The organism is Streptomyces barringtoniae, assembly GCF_020819595.1.
Lineage (GTDB): Bacteria > Actinomycetota > Actinomycetes > Streptomycetales > Streptomycetaceae > Streptomyces > Streptomyces barringtoniae.
This window is the reverse complement of the sequence record NZ_JAJHNP010000032.1, coordinates 53,137-69,507: the sequence shown is the minus strand read 5'-3', so window position 1 is coordinate 69,507 and position 16,371 is coordinate 53,137. Positions and strand designations below refer to the sequence as shown.

The 16,371-nt window shown below is 72.4% G+C and carries 14 protein-coding genes; 10 read left to right on the top strand and 4 right to left on the bottom strand.

The window, feature by feature from the left end:
- The 4 genes from LMU33_RS38160 to LMU33_RS38145 all read left to right on the top strand — a co-directional run.
- A partial coding sequence (locus LMU33_RS38160; RefSeq protein WP_228626209.1) for an alpha-glucosidase C-terminal domain-containing protein occupies positions 1-567 on the top strand: 567 nt, incomplete at its 5' end.
- A gap of 31 nt (positions 568-598) precedes the next feature.
- Positions 599-1,966 carry a maltokinase N-terminal cap-like domain-containing protein gene (locus LMU33_RS38155; protein ID WP_228626206.1) on the top strand — a complete coding sequence of 456 codons (1,368 nt, stop codon included), beginning with the start codon at positions 599-601 and terminating at the stop codon, positions 1,964-1,966.
- Positions 1,967-1,970: 4 nt separating this feature from the next.
- Complete coding sequence (glgB, locus tag LMU33_RS38150; protein WP_228626204.1) at positions 1,971-4,172, top strand: 1,4-alpha-glucan branching enzyme; 2,202 nt, start codon at positions 1,971-1,973, stop codon at positions 4,170-4,172.
- A 95-nt stretch (positions 4,173-4,267) separates the two neighbouring features.
- Positions 4,268-5,356 carry a glutamate--cysteine ligase 2 gene (locus LMU33_RS38145; RefSeq protein ID WP_228626201.1) on the top strand — a complete coding sequence of 363 codons (1,089 nt, stop codon included), beginning with the start codon at positions 4,268-4,270 and terminating at the stop codon, positions 5,354-5,356.
- A gap of 45 nt (positions 5,357-5,401) precedes the next feature.
- On the opposite strand, the gene LMU33_RS38140 is transcribed toward LMU33_RS38145, so the two are convergent.
- Positions 5,402-5,635, bottom strand: a complete 234-nt coding sequence (locus LMU33_RS38140) for a DUF6480 family protein (RefSeq protein WP_228626199.1) — start codon at positions 5,633-5,635, stop codon at positions 5,402-5,404.
- Between the two features lie 150 nt (positions 5,636-5,785).
- On the opposite strand from LMU33_RS38140, the gene LMU33_RS38135 reads away from it, so the two are divergent.
- The 4 genes from LMU33_RS38135 to LMU33_RS38120 all read left to right on the top strand — a co-directional run bounded on the left by LMU33_RS38135 (position 5,786) and on the right by LMU33_RS38120 (position 12,255).
- Positions 5,786-7,684 carry an AMP-dependent synthetase/ligase gene (locus LMU33_RS38135; RefSeq protein WP_228626196.1) on the top strand — a complete coding sequence of 633 codons (1,899 nt, stop codon included), beginning with the start codon at positions 5,786-5,788 and terminating at the stop codon, positions 7,682-7,684.
- A gap of 182 nt (positions 7,685-7,866) precedes the next feature.
- Positions 7,867-8,301: an ATP-binding protein gene (locus LMU33_RS38130; protein WP_228626194.1), complete on the top strand. Its 435-nt coding sequence runs from the start codon at positions 7,867-7,869 to the stop codon at positions 8,299-8,301.
- Between the two features lie 202 nt (positions 8,302-8,503).
- Positions 8,504-9,877, top strand: coding sequence for an NAD(P)/FAD-dependent oxidoreductase (locus LMU33_RS38125; RefSeq protein ID WP_228626192.1), 1,374 nt, complete (start codon positions 8,504-8,506; stop codon positions 9,875-9,877).
- 155 nt (positions 9,878-10,032) lie between these two features.
- Positions 10,033-12,255, top strand: a complete 2,223-nt coding sequence (locus tag LMU33_RS38120; RefSeq protein ID WP_228626222.1) for an FUSC family protein — start codon at positions 10,033-10,035, stop codon at positions 12,253-12,255.
- A 135-nt stretch (positions 12,256-12,390) separates the two neighbouring features.
- Here the strand turns inward: LMU33_RS38120 and LMU33_RS38115 are convergent, their stop codons facing one another.
- The gene (locus tag LMU33_RS38115; RefSeq protein ID WP_228626189.1) at positions 12,391-13,239 is read right to left on the bottom strand and encodes a SigB/SigF/SigG family RNA polymerase sigma factor; all 849 of its coding nucleotides are present in this window, start codon (positions 13,237-13,239) and stop codon (positions 12,391-12,393) included.
- A gap of 233 nt (positions 13,240-13,472) precedes the next feature.
- Positions 13,473-13,907, bottom strand: a complete 435-nt coding sequence (locus LMU33_RS38110) for an ATP-binding protein (RefSeq protein WP_228626188.1) — start codon at positions 13,905-13,907, stop codon at positions 13,473-13,475.
- Between the two features lie 123 nt (positions 13,908-14,030).
- Between LMU33_RS38110 and LMU33_RS38105 the strand changes: the two genes are divergently transcribed.
- Positions 14,031-14,273, top strand: coding sequence for a hypothetical protein (locus LMU33_RS38105; RefSeq protein WP_228626186.1), 243 nt, complete (start codon positions 14,031-14,033; stop codon positions 14,271-14,273).
- Positions 14,274-14,549: 276 nt separating this feature from the next.
- Complete coding sequence (locus tag LMU33_RS38100; RefSeq protein ID WP_228626183.1) at positions 14,550-15,008, top strand: cyclic nucleotide-binding domain-containing protein; 459 nt, start codon at positions 14,550-14,552, stop codon at positions 15,006-15,008.
- A gap of 1 nt (position 15,009) precedes the next feature.
- Here the strand turns inward: LMU33_RS38100 and LMU33_RS38095 are convergent, their stop codons facing one another.
- Complete coding sequence (locus tag LMU33_RS38095) at positions 15,010-16,308, bottom strand: MFS transporter (RefSeq protein ID WP_228626181.1); 1,299 nt, start codon at positions 16,306-16,308, stop codon at positions 15,010-15,012.
- Positions 16,309-16,371: the final 63 nt, after the last annotated feature.

The following is a 16,371-nucleotide window of genomic DNA, read 5'->3' as shown; positions in this document are numbered from 1 at the left end:
GCGCTGCCCGGCTCACCGATCCTCTACTACGGCGACGAGATCGGCATGGGCGACAACATCTGGCTCGGCGACCGCGACGCCGTGCGCACCCCGATGCAGTGGACCCCCGACCGCAACGCCGGCTTCTCGACCTCCGATCCCGGACGCCTGTACCTGCCGACGATCATGGACCCGGTCTACGGCTACCAGGTCACCAACGTCGAGGCGTCGATGTCCTCGCCGTCGTCGCTGCTGCACTGGACCCGCCGCATGATCGAGATCCGCAAGCAGAACCCCGCCTTCGGACTCGGCTCGTTCACGGAACTGCAGTCCTCGAACCCGGCGGTCCTGGCGTTCCTGCGCGAGTACGGCGACGACCTCGTGCTGTGCGTCAACAACTTCTCCCGCTTCGCGCAGCCCACCGAACTCGACCTGCGGGCCTATGACGGCCGGCATCCGGTGGAGCTGATCGGCGGAGTGCGCTTCCCCGCCATCGGTGAACTTCCCTACCTGCTGACCCTGCAAGGCCACGGCTTCTACTGGTTCCGGCTCACCCGAGTCGCATCCCGCATCGGCCGCCGACGCTGAACGACCGGCGCCGAGGAAAGGACGCGTCACCATGCCGAAGACCATCACTGTCCGACCGAGAACGGCGGGCGGCCCGGACGGGCCCCTCGCCTCCCTCGGCGGGCTGCTGCGCCAATGGCTGCCCAGGCAACGCTGGTTCGCCGGCAAGGACCGGCCCGTCACCGATCTGTCGGTGCTCTCCCTGACCGAGCTGTTCCCGGGATGTCTGCATCTGCTGGTGCACGCCTCGCACGCGCCCGTGCCCACGCCGGGCGGCACTCCTCCGCCCGGTGACTGCTACCAGCTGCTGCTCGGCCTGCGCGAGCACCTCGCCCCGCGACTGGAGCGGGCGTACATCGGGCGGGCCGAGGAAGGCCCGTTCGCCGGGCTCGCGGTCTACGACGCGCTGCACGACCCGCGCGCGGCAAGCCTGCTGCTGGAGCGGCTGCGGCAGCCCGGCGCGGCCGGCCCGCTGCGCTTCCGGGCCGACCCGGCAGCCCACGTGCCCGGCGGTCTGCCGCCGCGCCTGCTGGACGCCGAGCAGTCCAACTCCTCGATCGTGTACGGCGACGCGTACATCCTGAAGGTCTTCCGCCGGATCCAGCCGGGCGTCAACCCGGATCTGGAGGTGACGGCCGCGCTGGCCGCACAGGGGTGCACCCGGGTGCCGGCACCGGTGGCCTGGTTCGGTACGACGGCGCCGCAGCCGGCCACGCTGGGCGTGCTGCAGCCGTTTCTGCCGGACGCGACCGACGGCTGGACGCTGGCGCTGCACGCGCTCGCCGCGGGTGACGACTTCACCGCCGAGTCCTGGGCGCTGGGCCGGGCCATGGCCGAGGTGCACCTCGCGCTCGCCGAGGCCTTTCCGTCGGCCGGGCCGGGCGGCGAGAACGGCCGTACGGCCGAGGCGATGTGCGCACGGCTGGACGCGGCCGCGCACGCCGTACCGGGGCTGCTGCCCTTCGTACCGGGGCTGCGGGCGGCGTTCGGGGCGCTCGCCACCTGCGACTCCGGGCCGCCGGCCCAGCGCATCCACGGCGATCTGCACCTCGGTCAGGTGCTGCAGGCCGGCCGTGACTGGTTCGTCATCGACTTCGAGGGCGAGCCGTCCCGGCCGCTCGCCGAGCGGCAGGCCCCGCAGTCCCCGGTACGGGACGTGGCGGGGATGCTGCGCTCCTTCGACTACGCGGCCCGGCAGCGCCGCCCCTGGCGACCCGAATGGGCGCGCCGCTGCCGGGAGGCGTTCTGCGCGGGCTACGCGGCCCGCGCGGGCTGGGATCCACGCAAGAAGCACGCGCTGCTGCGCGCGCACGAGACGGACAGGGCGGTGTACGAGGTGCTGTACGAGGCGAGACACCGGCCGGACTGGCTGCCGGTACCGATGGCGGCGATCAAGCGGCTCGCCGTGTGGGGAGGATGACGTCATGGCTCTGCGCGACACCTCGCTCCCCGAGGCTGCCGGGCCCGCGCCGGCCCCGGCCCTGCCCCTCGACCCGGTCGATCGCGGCCGGCTGCTCGGCGGCGCCCATCACGATCCGCACGCCCTGCTCGGCGCCCACCCGGTCCCGGGCGGCATCCTGTTCCGGGCCCTGCGCCCGAACGCGCGCACGGTGAGCGTGGTGGTCGACGGGATGCGCAGCCCGCTGCGCTCCGAGGGCGACGGTCTGTTCGCGGCCGTCCTGCCGTACCCGGAGATCCCGTCGTACACGCTGCTGGTGACCTACGACGACGCCGAGCAGGAGGTGCACGACCCGTACCGCTTCCTGCCCGCCCTGGGCGAGCTGGACCTGCATCTGATCCGGGAGGGGCGGCACGAGCAGCTCTGGCAGGCGCTCGGCGCCGAGCCGATGACGCACCAGGGCGTGACCGGCACCCGCTTCACCGTGTGGGCGCCCAACGCCCAAGGGGTGCGGGTGGCCGGGGACTTCACGTACTGGGACGGCACCCAGTACCCGATGCGGTCGCTCGGCGCGTCCGGGGTGTGGGAGCTGTTCCTGCCCGGGATCGGCGAGGGGGCCCGCTACAAGTTCGAGATCACCTCGCGCTACGGCCACCGCTTCCTCAAGGCCGACCCGATGGCGCGGTGCACGGAGACGCCGCCGGACACCGCGTCGGTCGTCGCGGTCTCGCGGTACGAGTGGGGCGACGCGGAGTGGATGGCGCACCGGGGTGACACGCCCGTGCACCAGGCGCCGTTCTCCGTCTACGAGGTCCACCTTCCGTCCTGGCGGCCAGGGTTGACGTACCGGCAGCTGGCGAAGGAACTCCCCGCCTATGTCAGGGAGATGGGCTTCACGCATGTCGAGCTGATGCCGGTCGCCGGGTACCCGTTCAGCGGCTCCTGGGGCTACCAGGTCACCTCCTACTACGCGCCGACGCCGCGCCTGGGCGCCCCGGACGACTTCAAGCACCTGGTGGACGCGCTGCACCGGGCCGGCATCGGCGTGATCATGGACTGGGTGCCGGCGCACTTCCCGAAGGACGACTGGGCGCTGGCCCGGTTCGACGGGGATCCGCTCTACGAGCCCGGGAACGCGACGCGCGCCGAGCACCCGGACTGGGGGACGTACGAGTTCGACTACGGACGCACCGAGGTGCGCAACTTCCTCGTCGCCAACGCGGTGTACTGGTGCCAGGAGTTCCACATCGACGGGCTGCGGGTGGACGCCGTCGCCTCGATGCTCTACCTGGACTACTCGCGGGACTCCGGCCAGTGGCAGCCGAACGTGTTCGGCGGCCGGGAGGACCTGGACGCCGTCGCCTTCCTGCAGGAGATGAACGCCACCGTCTACCGGCGCTGCCCGGGCGTGGTGACCATCGCCGAGGAGTCCACCGCCTGGGACGGGGTGACCCGGCCGACGGACAGCGGCGGGCTCGGCTTCGGGCTGAAGTGGAACATGGGCTGGATGCACGACTCGCTCCAGTACATCCAGAAGGAGCCGGTGCACCGCAAGTACCACCACGACGAGATGACCTTCTCGATGGTGTACGCCTACAGCGAGAACTATGTGCTGCCGATCTCCCACGACGAGGTGGTGCACGGCAAGCAGGCGCTGGTGTCGAAGATGCCGGGCGACTGGTGGCAGCGGCGGGCCAACCACCGTGCCTATCTGGGCTTCATGTGGGCCCATCCGGGCAAACAGCTGTTGTTCATGGGGCAGGAGTTCGCCCAGGGGGCGGAGTGGTCCGAGCCGGACGGCCCCGAGTGGTGGCTGCTCGACGACGACTACCACTCGGCCGGGGACCACCGGGGCGTGCGGGATCTGGTACGGGATCTGAACACCGTGTACCGGGCGACGCCGGCGCTGTGGCAGCGGGACACCGACCCGGGCGGTTTCCGGTGGGTGCTGTGCGACGCGGCGGACGACAACGTCTTCGCGTTCCTGCGCTACGCCGCCGACGGCTCCCCGCTGCTCGCGGTGTCGAACTTCTCCCCGGTCGTCCGGCACGAGTACCGGCTGTGGGTCGCCGACGAGGTCCCGGTCTGGCAGGAGGAGCTGAACACCGACGACGTCCGCTTCGGCGGCAGCGGGGTCGGCAACGAGGGGCTGCTGAAGCCCGAGGACGGGTTCCTCAGGCTCACGCTGCCACCGCTCGCCACGGTCTGGCTGACGCCGGGGCGCTGAAGACCGCAGGTGTCGGCGGCCCGCCCAGGGGCAGTCGGGGGTCGTACAGAGCCTTGACTGCCCCTCGTGGCATGGACTCGGAAGGGTGGCACCACGTGCGCACCGTGGGAGTGGAGGAGGAGCTCCTTCTGGTCGACCCCGACAGCGGCGAACCGAAGGCGCTGGCGGCGGCCGTCCTCGCCCGGTTCGCCCATGACGATCCGGGCCAGAACGTCTTCGAGAAGGAGCTGTTCCGGCAGATGCTGGAGTTCGCCACGCATCCGCAGACCAACATGGCGGACCTCGGCGAGGAGATCGTGCGCTGCCGCAAGGAGGCGGCGCGGCACGCCGGGGAACTCGGCTGCGCGGTCGCAGCGCTGGCCACCTCTCCCCTGCCGGTCAGCCCCTCCCTCAGCGTGAACGAGCGGTACCAGTGGCTGGCCGAACACTACGGGATACCGACCTGGGAGCAGCTGGTGTGCGGCTGCCATGTGCACGTGTGCGTGGAGTCCGACGAGGAGGGCATCGCCGTCCTCGACCGGATCCGACCGTGGCTCCCGGTACTGCGCGCGATGAGCGCGAACTCGCCGTTCTGGCAGGGAATGGACACCAGCTACGCCAGCTACCGCAGCCGGGTGTGGAACCGCTGGCCGTCGGCCGGGCCGACCGAGCCGTTCGTGTCGGCCGAGCACTATCACCAGCGGGTGGCGGACATGGTGGCCACCGGCACCCTGCTGGACGAGAGGATGGTCTACTTCGACGCCCGGCTGTCCGCCCGCTATCCCACCGTGGAGGTCCGGGTGGCGGACGTGTGCCTGGGCGCGGACACGGCCGTCCTGATCGCGACGCTGACCCGCGCGCTCGTGGAGACGGCCGCACGGCACTGGCGGGCGGGCCGGCCGGCGCCCGGCCACAGCGTGAGCATGCTGCGGCTCGCCGACTGGCAGGCCGCCCGGTTCGGCCTGGAGGAGAACCTGCTGGATCCGGCGACCATGCGGCCGGGCCCTGCCGCGCAGGTGCTGCGGTCGCTGCTGGCGCACACCGGGGACGCCCTCGACGCCGTCGGTGACGCCGAGCGAGCCGAGCACGGCGTGGCGGAGCTGCTGCGGCGCGGCAACGGCGCGCTCCAGCAGCGCCGGCTGCTGGAGCGGGCCGGCGACCTGCGGGGCGTCGTCACCGAGTGCGTACGGCACACCCAGGCCTGAGCACCCGGGGCCGAACGCCCCGGGTGGCAGGGGCCGGGCAACCGCTCAGACCATCAGCGACACGGCGTACGCCAGGAAACCCGCCGCGACCAGGGCGACGACGATGAGGATCAGCGTCAGCGGCGCCACGGCCCAGCCGCGGGTCGGGTTGTGCGTCTCTTGGGGCCCGGCCGCGGGCATGCTGCTCTCGGCCGGCGGGGTCTCGCCGGGCGGTACCGAACCCCCGGGCTCCAGCCCGGTGGTCCGCTCGGGCTCCGGATCGGGGTTCACATGACTCATGTCTGCCGAGTCCCCAGGACACGCCCACATCATCAGCCGATCACGACTTCTCCGTTCCCGTCACCGAACGCGGTCCGCTGGGCTACATTCGAGCACCGCCGACACCGAGCCGATCGGCGGTGTGACCCTCTGTACATCCAGGAGCAGCGCATGCGCGACGTCGCCCTCGCTCCCGCCGTTGCCCCGCCGCTCACCGGCGGCCTCGCCGACAGCGTCTTCGAGACCGCGGAGCGCAGTCCCACCCTGCCGGTGCTCGCGCACCGCGTGGACTCCGCCGCCACCGTGTGGCACGAGGTGACGGCCGTCGAGCTGCGCGACGAGGTGGTCGACCTGGCCAAGGGGCTGGTCGCCGCCGGGATCTCCCCCGGCCACCGGGTGGCCCTGATGTCCCGCACCCGCTACGAGTGGACGGTGTTCTGTCATGCGCTGTGGTCCGTGGGCGCCGAGGTCGTGCCGATCCATCCGGCCTCCTCGCGGGACCAGGTCGAGTGGATCCTGCGGGACGCCGGCTGTGTGGCCGTGGTCGTGGAGGACGAGCAGGGCGTCATGACCGTCGGCACGGTGTGCGCCAGGCTGCCGCGGCTGCGCCACGTCTGGCAGCTGGACGCGGGCGCGCTGCCCGAACTCGTCGGGCGGGGCACGGTCGTGCCGTACACCACGGTGGAGTCGCTGCGCCGGATCGTGCTGCCGGACGCCACGGCGGCGGTCGTGTACACCTCCGGCACGTCCGGGCGTCCCCAGGGCTGCGCCCTGAGCCACCGGAGCCTCGCCTATCCCTGCGACACGTACCTGGCCGGCTGGAAGCACACCGCGGCTCCGCCGGGCGAGCAGCCGTCCGTGCTGGCGTTTCTGCCGTTCTCCCATGTGTACGGCATCATGATCATGCTGGTGTGTGTGCGCGGCGGCGCCCTGATGGCGCACGAGCCGGAGCCGACCGGGGCGTCGCTGGCCTCGGCACTGACCACGTTCCGTCCGACGTATCTGTACGGCGTGCCGTCGGTGTTCGAGAAGCTCTACAAGAAGTTCCTGCAGGCGGCCGAGCAGGCGGGCCGGGGTGCCCTCTTCGAGCGGGCCGCGCAGACCGCGCGCGACTTCGCCCAGGCACAGGAGCGCCACCGGCTGGGCACCGGACCGGGTCCCGGGTTCGAGCTGAGGCTGCAACACGCCCTGTACGAACGGACGGTGTACCGCAGGCTGCGCGCGGCGCTCGGCGGGCGGGTGGTGCGCGGCTCCTCCGGCGGTTCCTCGCTCAACCGCGAACTGACCCTGTTCTACGAGGGCATCGGGATGTTCGTCCACGACGGGTACGGGCTCACCGAGTCCTCCGGCGGGATCACCATGCAGCCGCTCGGCCGGGAGAAGTCCGGTACGGTCGGCCGGCCGCTGCCGGGCACCGACATCCAGGTGGCCGACGACGGGGAGATCCTGGTGCGCGGTCCGTCGGTGTTCCAGGGCTATGTCGGCGACGAGCCGGCGACACGGGCCGCGCTGCGCGGCGGCTGGCTGGCCACCGGGGACATCGGACGGCTGGACTCCGAGGGCTATCTGACGATCACCGGGCGCAAGAAGGACGTCATCGTCACCCGCGGCGGCACCAGCGTCGCCCCGGCCCCGCTGGAGCAGCGGCTGCGCATGCATCCGCTGGTCCACCAGGCGGTCGTGATCGGCGACGACCGGCCCTGTGTCGGCGCCCTGATCACCCTGGACCCGGACTTCCTCGCGCACTGGCGCGCCGCCCTGGCGCTGCAGGGCGACAGTCCGGCCCGGGAGAGACGTGAGGAGAACGCGCTGCGGGAGGAGATCGCGCGGGCCGTCGCCTCCGCCAACAGCGCCGTCTCCCGAGCGGAGTCCATCCGGGTCCACCGGGTGCTCCCGGAGCCGTTCGCCGCGGACAACGGGCTGCTCACGCCGTCGTTGAAGCTGCGCCGTGACGCCATAGTGCGGCACTACGCCGCCGAGATCGACGCGATGTACCAGGCCCGGTCCCGGGCGGCGCGGGTCCCGCAGGAGCCGGCGGACTGGGACGAGCCCGACGACGTCTTCCGCTGACGCCCTTCCCCCGGAGGGCGCGTCCGGCCGTAAGGCGCGTCCGTCCGGACCACGGAGCCGGGCGGACGGATATCCGGCCCGGCAGCGGGAACTCGCACGCACAGAATGAGATCAGCACCGACAGCCGTCCTGGTCGGAGGGCCTCGCCACGGGCCTGACTGCCCGGGACCGGGGAATGCGAGATGGCGACGGAGCCACGTGGGGACGACACACCGCCCTCGGAGGACGGGTACGAGCGCACCTTCTCCTTCGCGGGTGAGCTGCGCAATGTCACCGAGGCCCGGCTCGCCGCGGAGAAGTGGCTCTGCGCGCTCGCCGCCCAGGCGCCGCCCGCCGCGCCCGAGTACTGGGACGACATACTGCTGGTCGTGACGGAGCTGGCCGCCAACGTGATCCAGTACGCGCCCGGGCCGTTCGGCCTGCGGATGCGGCGCACCTTCGACGGCGTGCACGTGACGATGCGCGACACGAGCACCGCCAAGCCGGAACCGCGCCCCTTCCACCCGCGCACGGGCGGCGGCGGCATCGGCTGGCACCTGGTGCACACGCTGTGCACGCAGGTCAGCGTCGTCGTCGACGACGAGGGCAAGGACATCCACGTGTTCCTGCCCTGGTGACCGCACCGGATGTGCGACGTGTATCTGTGCGACAACCGGTTACTCCATCCGCAGCGGGGGCATGCTGGAGCCCACGCGTTCGTCTGCCTGCCGCACCCGGCTGGCGGAACGGCTCGGGGCACGGTGGGATCGAAGGTGGTACGCGCCGAATCCAGGGCAAGCGAACGGCGTGGAGTCGGACCGCCTGGAGCCGCAGAAAGGGATGAACACCGTGACACGACCCAGGATCCTGGTGGTTGGCGCAGGCTTCGCCGGAGTCGGGTGCGTGCGCCGCCTGGAGCGCAAACTCGCCCCCGCCGAGGCCGACGTCACCCTGGTGACGCCGCAGTCCTACCAGCTGTATCTGCCCCTGCTGCCCCAGGTCGCCTCCGGGGTGCTCACGCCGCAGTCGATCGCCCTGAGCCTGCGTCGCAGCAAGAGGTACCGCACCCGGATCATCCCGGGTGGCGCGATCGGCGTGGACCTGAGGTCCAAGGTGTGCGTCGTTCGCACCATCACCGACAAGATCGTCAATGAACCCTACGACTACATCGTGCTGGCGCCGGGCAGCGTGACCCGCACCTTCGACATCCCGGGGCTGACCGAGCACGCCTTCGGGCTGAAGACCCTGGCCGAGGCCGCCTACATCCGCGACCACGTCATCTCGCAGCTCGACCTCGCGGACGCCAGCGACAACCCTGCGGAGCGGGCCGCCCGGCTGCAGTTCGTGGTGGTCGGCGGCGGATACGCCGGCACCGAGGCCGCCGCCTGTCTGCAACGGCTGACGCACGCCGCCGTACAGCGCTACCCGCGCCTGGACCCGGGCCTGATCAAGTGGCATCTGATCGACATCGCGCCCAAGCTGATGCCGGAACTGGGCGAGAAGCTCGGCCGCAGCGCGCAGGAGATCCTCAAGCGGCGTGGCATCGACGTGTCGCTGGGCGTGTCGATCGACAAGGCCGGCCCCGAGGAGGTCACCTTCACCGACGGCCGGGTGGTGCCGACGCACACGCTGATCTGGACGGCCGGTGTCGTCGCGAGCCCGCTGATCGGCACGCTCGGCGCGGAGACCGTGCGGGGCCGGCTGGCGGTCACCCCCGAGATGTGCCTGCCGGGCCACGACGGGGTGTTCGCGCTCGGCGACTCCGCCGCCGTGCCGGACCTGGCCAAGGGCGACGGCGCGGTGTGCCCGCCGACCGCGCAGCACGCCATGCGGCAGGGCAAGAGCGTCGCGGACAACGTCATCGCGACGCTGCGGGGTGCGCCGATGCAGCCGTACGTGCACCGCGACCTCGGCCTCGTCGTCGACCTCGGCGGCAGGGACGCGGTGTCCAAGCCGCTCGGCGTCGAGCTGCGCGGGGTGCCGGCCCAGGTGGTGGCCCGCGGTTACCACTGGTCGGCGCTGCGCACCAACGTCGCCAAGGCCCGGGTGATGACCAACTGGCTGCTGAACGCGGTCGCCGGCGACGATTTCGTGCGCACCGGCTTCCAGGCCCGCAAGCCGGCCCGGCTGAAGGACTTCGAGTTCACCGACGCGTACCTGACGCCGGAGCAGGTGCGGGCGCGGGTGCAGGGCGAGGCGGCGGAGAACCCGTGACACCGACCGGCAGAAGCTGATCCGTTCCGCGCTGCCGCCCCGACCCGTGGGGCAACTGGTCAGGACCGTCGTGCGATGCTGGGTCGGAGATCGATTTCCGGCACGGGAGAGAGCGCGGCGGCGTGAGCACAGCGGGACGACCTGGGCGGGTACGGATGTGGGACCGCCTCGCGGCGTCCGATCCCGGGCTGCTCCGGCTCACCGCGGGAGCGCGCACCGTCACGGCGATCGCGCTCACCCTCGCCGTCCTGGCCGCCCTGCGGGTGCCGGTGCCCCAGCTGGTCGCCGGCGCCATGGCCGCGATGGTGGCGACCTTCGCCATCCGGGAGAAGCAGCGCGCGGCGCAGGCCGTGACCCTCGCGCTCGGCCTGCCGGTGGCGCTGGCGTCGGTGTCGCTGGGCACGCTGCTGAACCAACGGGTCGTGGTCGGGGACCTGTTCTTCGTCGTCCTGATCTTCTGCGCGGTCTACGGCCGCCGGTTCGGCGACCGCGGCACGGCGCTCGGCCTGATCGGCTTCCAGGTGTACTTCCTCTCCCTGTTCGTGCGCGCGACCACCTCGGCGCTGCCCGCGCTGTGCGGGGTCGTCTGCGTGGCCTTCGCGTGCAGCGCCGCCGCGCGTTTCGTGCTGCTGCCGCAGACCCCGGCGGGCACCCTGGACCAGCTGCGGCGGGCGTTCCGTGCCCGGCTCGCGCAGCTGATCGCCGTCCAGGCCGAGTTGCTGGACGCCGGGCCGGACGACGTGGACAAGGTCCTGGACGATCTGCGGACCGCCACAGCGCGGCTGCACGAGACGGCACTGCTGATCCAGGGGCGGCTGGAGGACGGCGCCTCCGACCCGGCGGTGGCCCGGCTGCTGCAGCGCCGGGTCGCGGACGCCGAGATCGCCTCCGAGCGGCTCGGCCTGCTGCTGCTCACCGCGCGCAGCGCCGAGCGGACCGACACCCTCACCCTGCATCTGCCGGGCGCCGCGCTGCCCTCGGGCGGGGAACTGCCGGTGCGGGACGAGGCGACGGAGGCGCTGCGCCGGGATCTGCAGGCGCTGCGGCTGCTGATGCTGCGGCCGGTCGGCGAGGCCCGGGGCACCGCGCTCGCCCGGGTGCGCAACCGGCTGCTCGGCTACCGCGAGGAGGAGAACCTGCCCAAGGCCTCGCCTGCCGTGCAGGACGTCTTCCGCGGGCTCGGTGAGGCCGCCCGGGCCTCGCTGGGTCTGCGGGTCGCGGTGGAAGGGCCGCAGGACGAGTCCGACGACACCCCGGCGACGGCCCGCTCGCGCGAGGAGCTGGACGCGGAGGACGCCGCGATCGAGGCGGGCGAGGAGGCCGAGGCGGAGGAGCCGGGGCCGAGCGGTCTGAAGCGGCCCACGACCCGCGCCGCGGTCCAGGTGGCCGTCGGCTCCGCGCTGGCCATCGCGGGCGGCGAGCTGCTGTCCAGCCAGCGCTGGTACTGGGCGGTGCTGACCTGCTGGATCGTGTTCATCAACACCGCCTCGACCGGCGAGATCCTGGTGAAGGGCTACCGGCGGCTGCTGGGCACGGTGCTCGGCGTGGTGGCCGGCATCGGGCTCGCCGGTCTGGTCGGGCCCCACACGTGGACGGCGTTCGGCCTGGTGCTGGTGTTGATCTTCGCGATGTTCTACACCGCGCCCCTGTCGTACACGCTGATGTCGTTCTTCGTCACGGCGATGCTGGGCCTGCTGTACACGCTGCTGAACACCTACAGCATGGCGGTGCTGGTGCTGCGGGTGGAGGAGACGGCGCTCGGCGCGGCCTGCGGGGTGATCGCGGCGGCGGTGGTGCTGCCCGTCCACACCGACCGCCGTACGAACGACCTTCTCGGCACGGTCCTGAACCGGCTCGCCGAGGTCACCCGGGCCGCCGTGGACCAGTTGAGCGGCGGGGCCGGCGCCGATCTGGTGGAACAGGCGCGCGATCTGGACCAGGCGCTGGCGGACCTGCGCGCGGCCACCCAGCCGCTGACCCATCCGATCACCCCGCTGCGCGCGCGCCGGGACACCGCCCGGTACGTGGTGGCGCTGCTGGAGACGTGCGCCTACCACGCGCGCTCGCTCGCGGCCACGGCCGAGCTGCTGCCGACGCACCCGTCGATCGCGGCGGATCCCCGGCTGCGCGGGGCGTGCGGGCGGATCGTGCACAACATCGAGGCGATCGCCGCGCATGTCGCGGACCCGCGTGCCACGGCGGAGATCGAGACCGGCTCCAGCATCGCCTCGATGCTGGAGCCGGGAACTCTGCGCACCCCGCGCTACGGCCGGGTCACCGACCGGGTGCTGCGCCATCTGCAGCGGCTGGACGAGGCGGTCTCCGGTCTGGCCCGGCCGCTGGGCGTCACCACGCGGGCGGACCGCCCGAAGAAGTGACGGGCCGTCGGCCGGGGCACCGTGACCCGGACCGCGCCGTCCACGTCACCGCCGGCGCAGGCCTCGATCTGCCGCTCGTGCGCCCGCCGCCACCGTCGCCCCCGGACCAGCACGTCGGTCGAAGACCGGGGGACCTCACGCCGGGTCCGCCCACGCGCGCCGGCCCATGGCCTCGTCGCGGACGCGGGCGCAGCTGCGGCTGATCAGCCGGGAGACGTGCATCTGGGAGATGCCCAGGCGGTCGGCGATGCGGCTCTGTGTCATGTCCTCGAAGAACCGCATGTAGAGGATGGCCCGTTCCCGCTCGGGCAGCCGGCGCAGCCCCTCCTTGGCGGCCTCGCGGTCGACCACGACGTCGTACGAGGTGTCCGCCGCCCCGAGGGTGTCGGCGAGGCTGTAGCCGTCGTCCCCGGTGGACAGTTCGGCGTCCAGGGACAGGGTGCTGAAGCTCTCCAGCGCCTCCAGGCCCGCACCGACCTCCTCCTCGCTGAGGCCCGTGTGCGCGGCGATGGCGGAGGCGGTGGGTTCGGGGCTGCCGGGGTGCTGGGTGAGTTCGCGACGGGCCACGCGCACCCGGTTGCGCAGTTCCTGCACCCGGCGTGGCACCCGCAGCGCCCACATCCGGTCCCGGAAGTGCCGCTTGACCTCGCCGGTGATGGTGGGCACGGCGTAGCTCTCGAAGGCACCGCGGGACGGGTCGAACCGGTCGACGGCCTTGACCAGCCCGAGCGCGGCAACCTGCCGCAGGTCCTCGACGGATTCGCCCCGGTCGCGGAAGCGGCCGGCGATCCGGTGGGCCATGGGCAGCCAGGCGGCGACGAGTTCGTCGCGCACGGCGTCCCGCTCGGGGCCGTCCTCCAGCTCCGCCAGTCGGGCGAACAGTTTCGTGGTGTCGGGGGCGTCGTCATGGGGCCGCCGCGCGGGAGCGGCGGCGGAGTCCGTGGTGGGTGTGCCGGGGCGGCTTGTCGACATGTCAGTCAGCATGCGGAATCGCTCCTGAACGTGGATTCAGGGCACACGGCCACAACGAGGTTTCGGGGCCGGGCCCGAACGGTGGTCAGGGTTCGCCGCGGGTCGGTCTCCGGGTCCGCCGAGAGGGGGACCCAGACCGTCGTACGGTTCCCGCTGGGCGCGCGCCTCCGGTCCGAAGCACGAGTCTCCGCCTGCCCCTCGCTCCGAGAGGCAAACACCGAGGGGGCGGAACTTCCCGCACGGCTTCAGTGCAGCGGCACGACGGCCGTGATGCGTTTGCCCCCGCAGGGCAGCTGCGCGACCCGGATGTCCCGGGACAGACGGCAGACGATGGGCCAGCCGCGGCCGCCGAGCCGGGCGAAGCCGGGCTCGTCGGCGGACGGGGCGGCCACCGGCAGCTCGTCGCTGCGGTCGCTGACCGAGACCCGTACGGCCCCGGAGTCGACGGCGACGTCGAAGCCGGTGATGCCACCCCCGTGCAGGATGGCGTTGGTGGTGAGCTCCGAGGCGACCAGCAGGGCGTCCGCCATGGCCGCCGCGCCGCAGGAGGCGGCGCGGGCCCGGCACCGCTCGGCCACCGCGCGCTCCACGGTTCTGCGGGCGTCGGCCGGTCGGCACGGCAGCCGGCGGCATGGTTCCCGCAGTGTCGTGGAGCAGCTGGTCCGGTGCTTGTCGCGCATCCGTCCTCCCTGAGCGATGTCCGGCTTACCAGGGTTCTCCCATTTCCGCCTCACCCCATTCAAAGGCGTCAAACACCGTCGGTACCCGTGTCATCACCGCGGTCTCGCGGGTACCAGTCCCGTATGACCGATGTCGTGGACGCGGACGAATTGCTGCGGCGCATCCAGCGCGGCCGGGAGCACGCGGCCGAGGCGGAACGGGCCTGGCGGGAGCGTGCACAAAGCCTGACACCGACGGACCCGGAAGGGGCGCGGGAGGCGGCGGCCCGGGCGTGGGCGTTCGAGGCGGTGGCGCGGGTACTGAAGGAGATCGTCTGTCCGGGCGGGCCGCCGAGTGCGGCCGAAGGCGTGAAACAGGTCACGTGACCCGCTACCGACTGGTAGAACGGCCATCAGATGGTTTATCGTTCATACATACGTGATGCCGAGGTGACCGGAACCGTCCTTCCTCCCTCTGTCACGTCACCGCAGACGGCCCTGGCTGGTCTCCCCCGTCCAGCCAGGGCTTCCTGCTGCCCGGAACCGCCGGCCGGACACACGCCGCGGAAATCCCCGTCCCCCGAGGTGCCCGGAGGGGCGGCAGCAGCTGAAATGGGCTTAGGGAAAGCACCCCCGGACCGCCTCGGCGAGGAGCCCCGCGCCATGACCAAAGCGATAAAACTGCTGACCGCCCTGCCCCAGGCACAGCGCGAACGCCTGATGGAACTGGCCAAGGAGGTCTCGTTCCCGGAGGACATGCGCATCTTCGAGGCGGGCGGCACCGCCGACCGGTTCTGGGTGATCCGTTCCGGCGCGGTGCACCTGGACCAGCAGGTCACCTCCCGGCAGCGGGTCACCGTGGCCACGCTCGGCGCGGGCGACATGCTCGGCTGGTCCTGGCTGTTCCCGCCGTACCGGTGGGACTTCGGCGCGGTCGCGTTCACCGACGTGCGCGCCTACGAGTTCGACGGCCCCTCGGTGCTCGCCCTGTGCGTGGAGGACCCGCTGCTCGGCCTCTCGCTGGTCCGGACGGTGGCCGAGATCCTCGCCCACCGCCTGGAGACGACCCGGGGCAAGCTGATGGACCAGTACACGACCAAGCGACGCGGCGGCCTGCTGTAGCTCAGATCCGGTAGCGGCGCAGTGCCGGTACGGTGGCGGCCAGGGCCAGCATCACCACGACGACCAGGGCGCCGCCGCCCGCCACCGCGGCGCGCGGGCCGAAGGACGCGCCGGCCGTGCCGTGCAGGACGTCGGCCAGGCGCGGCCCGCCCGCGACGACCACCGTGAACACGCCCTGCATCCGGCCGCGCATCTCGTCGGTCGCGGCCGACAGGAGGATCGCGCCGCGGAACACCATCGAGACCATGTCGGCGACACCGGCCGCGGCGAGGAAGGCCAGGGCCACCCAGAGGTCGCGGCTCAGTCCGAACCCGGCGACGGCCACGCCCCAGCCGACGACCGCCCAGATGACCATCCAGCCGTGCCGGCGGGCCCGCGAGAACACCCCTGAGAACAGGCCGCCGAGCACCGCGCCGACCGGGATGCCGGCGAACAGCACGCCGAGCGCGAGCCCCTCGCCGTAGGAGTGGTACGTCTGCGCCGCGAGCTGCGGGAACAGGGCGCGGGGCATGCCGAGGACCATGGCGACGATGTCGGCGAGGAAGGACAGCAGCAGCACCTTGTGCCGGGAGATGTACCGGAACCCGGCGGCTATCTCGCGCATCCCGGCCCGGCGGGCGCCGGGCTCGCCGAGCGGTGGCAGGGCGGGCAGCCGGAAGACGGCCCAGACGGTGACGCACAGGGCCACGGCGTCGATGAGGTACAGCTCGGGCAGCCCGATGACCGGGATCAGCACACCGGCGAGCAGCGGCCCCGCGACCAGGCCGGTCTGCATGACGGTGGAGCCGAGCGCGTTGGCGGCGGGCAGCTGCTCGGCCGGGACCAGCCGGGCAATGGAGGCGTTGCGGGCCGGGGAGTTGAGGCCGAAGAACGCCTGCTGGCACGCGAGCAGCACCATGAGGACGACGACGGAGCCCGTCCCGGTGACGGCCTGGGCCCAGAACAGCAGCGAGGTGACCGCGATACCGGTGTTGGTGACCAGCAGCAGCTTGCGGCGGTCCACGGTGTCGGCGACCGCACCGCCCCACAGCGCGAACGCCACCATGGGCACGAGGCCGGCCAGGCTCGCGTAGCCGACCCACGCCGAGGAGTGCGTGACGTCGTAGATCTGCTTGGGCACGGCCACGGCGGTGAGCTGACTGCCGACGGCGGTGACGATGGTCGACGTCCACAGGCGGCGGTAGGCCGGGATGCCCAGCGGACGAGTGTCCATCGCCCAGCGGCGCCAGCCGCGCCTGGGGGGAGCCGCCGCGTCCGTCGCGGCGCCCGGTTCGGTGGTGCTGCTCTCGCTCGTGTCCACGGGTGTCCTGTTGCCGATAGAGGTTGCTCGATACATCTTTTCGATTCGAGAGCCTAACTATCT

What these genes read in the sequence shown, in the direction of transcription:
- LMU33_RS38155 (WP_228626206.1), top strand. Translation starts at nt 599, where the DNA reads ATGCCGAAGACCATCACTGTCCGACCGAGAACGGCGGGCGGCCCGGAC.
- glgB (WP_228626204.1), top strand. Translation starts at nt 1,971, where the DNA reads ATGGCTCTGCGCGACACCTCGCTCCCCGAGGCTGCCGGGCCCGCGCCG.
- LMU33_RS38140 (WP_228626199.1), bottom strand. Translation starts at nt 5,635, where the DNA reads ATGAGTCATGTGAACCCCGATCCGGAGCCCGAGCGGACCACCGGGCTG.
- LMU33_RS38135 (WP_228626196.1), top strand. Translation starts at nt 5,786, where the DNA reads ATGCGCGACGTCGCCCTCGCTCCCGCCGTTGCCCCGCCGCTCACCGGC.
- LMU33_RS38130 (WP_228626194.1), top strand. Translation starts at nt 7,867, where the DNA reads ATGGCGACGGAGCCACGTGGGGACGACACACCGCCCTCGGAGGACGGG.
- LMU33_RS38125 (WP_228626192.1), top strand. Translation starts at nt 8,504, where the DNA reads ATGAACACCGTGACACGACCCAGGATCCTGGTGGTTGGCGCAGGCTTC.
- LMU33_RS38120 (WP_228626222.1), top strand. Translation starts at nt 10,033, where the DNA reads ATGTGGGACCGCCTCGCGGCGTCCGATCCCGGGCTGCTCCGGCTCACC.
- LMU33_RS38115 (WP_228626189.1), bottom strand. Translation starts at nt 13,239, where the DNA reads ATGCTGACTGACATGTCGACAAGCCGCCCCGGCACACCCACCACGGAC.
- LMU33_RS38110 (WP_228626188.1), bottom strand. Translation starts at nt 13,907, where the DNA reads ATGCGCGACAAGCACCGGACCAGCTGCTCCACGACACTGCGGGAACCA.
- LMU33_RS38105 (WP_228626186.1), top strand. Translation starts at nt 14,031, where the DNA reads ATGACCGATGTCGTGGACGCGGACGAATTGCTGCGGCGCATCCAGCGC.
- LMU33_RS38100 (WP_228626183.1), top strand. Translation starts at nt 14,550, where the DNA reads ATGACCAAAGCGATAAAACTGCTGACCGCCCTGCCCCAGGCACAGCGC.